We start from the raw sequence: 1891 nt of genomic DNA on the forward strand, positions 1-1891 counted from the left end.
CCCTCCCGGAGCCCGGACGGACCCGGCAGGACCCGAGCACCGCGCAGGACCTGAGAACCACGCAGCCCAGAACCACGCAGAACCCCAGAACCACGCAGCGCCCAGAACCGCGCAGCGACGCCCAGAACCGCCGAACCACCGGAGGAGAGCCCCGATGACGCCGCAGAACGGACAGGCCCACCAGCCCGTCACCGATCCCCACGAGCACACCGCCGCCTTCGGCCGTGCCTTCAACTCCGGTGACCTGGAGGCCGTGCTCGCCTCACAGGCGGAAGGCGCCGTCTTCGTGCAGGAACCCGGCAAGCCGCTCAGCGGCGACGACGCGCGGCAGGCCGTCAAGGACTTCCTCGCGCTCGGGCTGCCGATGCGGATCGAGGACCGGCACGTCTACGTCAGCGACGACATCGCCCTGGTGATCGCGGACTGGGTGGTGGAGGGCACGGCCGCCGACGGGAGCCGGCTGCGTCTGGCCGGCACCAGCACCGACGTGATCCGCCGGGGCCCGGACGCCCGCTGGCGCTCGGTCATCGACAACCCCAACGGAACCGCCTGAACGACCACCGCCCTTCCCGATCACCGAGCGAGGAGAGACCCCGTGACGACGACCGCGAACCCGTCCGTGCCCGACCAGACCCAGCCCTCGTGGTCCGGACGGGAGAGGCCGACCACATCGCAGGGCTGGCTGCAAAGGGCCCAGGAGGTGGCGGAGATCCTCGACGAGGGGGCCGCCGCCCGCGACCAGCGGGGTGAGGCGCCCTTCGACGAGGTGCGGGTGCTCAAGGACGCCGGCCTGGCGCCGGTCTTCGGCCCGGTCGAGCACGGCGGCGCCGGCCAGGAGTGGCCCGAGGCCTACCGGATCGTGCGGGCGGTAGCCGCCGCCGACACCTCACTCGGGCAGCTGCTGGGCGACCACTACACCTGGTGCTGGCTGCCCGCCGCGCTCGGCACCGAGGAGCAGATCGAACGGATCGCCCGCGAGGCGGCCCGCGAGAACTGGTTCTTCGGCTGCGCGCTCAACCCCCGGGACGCCGACGTGGTGGCCCGGGACGAGGGCGACCGGGTGGTCTTCGACGGCAGCAAGCACTTCTGCACCGGCGTCCGCGTCTCCGACCGGACGGTGCTGGAAGGCGTGATGCCCGACGGCCGGCACGTCCTGGGGATCGTCCCCACCGACCAGGACGGCATCGAACACCACGGCAACTGGGACAACATGGGCCAGCGGCTCACCGAGTCCGGCGGGGTGACCATCCGCGACGTGGCGATGCCGTGGGCCGACGCCCTGGGCTACCGCGACAAGACCTTCGCCCCCGCCGCGCCGCCCGCCTACGCGACCATGAACGTGCCCACCGGCCAGCTGCTCTTCTCCAACATCTGGCTGGGCACCGCCAACGGAGCGCTGCGCGCCGCGGTCGAGTACACCCAGAAGGGCCGTGGCTGGGGCGGCTACGACCGGACCGTCGACGAGCCCCGGGTGCAGGACACCATCGGTGACCTCACCGCCAAGCTGTGGGCCGCCGAGGCGCTGGCCGACCAGGTCGCCGAAGAGGGACGGGAACTCCACCGCGACCCCGGATCGGTGACCGACCGGGTTCGGGGCGAATACAAGGTGCGGACCGCCGCCGTCAAGGCGCGCGCCGACGAGGTGGCGCTGGAGGTGACCTCCCGCATCTTCGAGGTCACCGGCGCCCGCTCCACGGCCAACTCCTTCGGTTTCGACCGCTTCTGGCGCAACGTGCGGACCCACACCCTGCACCACCCCGTCGCCTATCAGCGCCGCGAGGTCGGCCTCCACCGCCTGCTCGGGGAGATACCCGAGCCCGGCCGCTACTCCTGAGCAGCCCCCAGCCGCCGTACCTCCACAGAGCCGTACCCCCACCAGAGAGGAGAGGGC

The 1891-nt window shown here is 72.3% G+C and carries 2 protein-coding genes; both read left to right on the top strand.

What is annotated here, in order from left to right; all coding sequences use genetic code 11:
• Positions 1-154 precede the first annotated feature (154 nt).
• Positions 155-553, top strand: a complete 399-nt coding sequence (locus E0D90_RS25335) for a YybH family protein (protein ID WP_130800248.1) — start codon at positions 155-157, stop codon at positions 551-553.
• A gap of 66 nt (positions 554-619) precedes the next feature.
• Positions 620-1834 carry an acyl-CoA dehydrogenase family protein gene (locus E0D90_RS25340; RefSeq protein WP_307721184.1) on the top strand — a complete coding sequence of 405 codons (1215 nt, stop codon included), beginning with the start codon at positions 620-622 and terminating at the stop codon, positions 1832-1834.
• The last annotated feature ends 57 nt before the right edge of the window (positions 1835-1891 follow it).

The organism is Streptomyces otsuchiensis (genome assembly GCF_004305975.1).
Taxonomy (GTDB): domain Bacteria; phylum Actinomycetota; class Actinomycetes; order Streptomycetales; family Streptomycetaceae; genus Streptomyces; species Streptomyces otsuchiensis.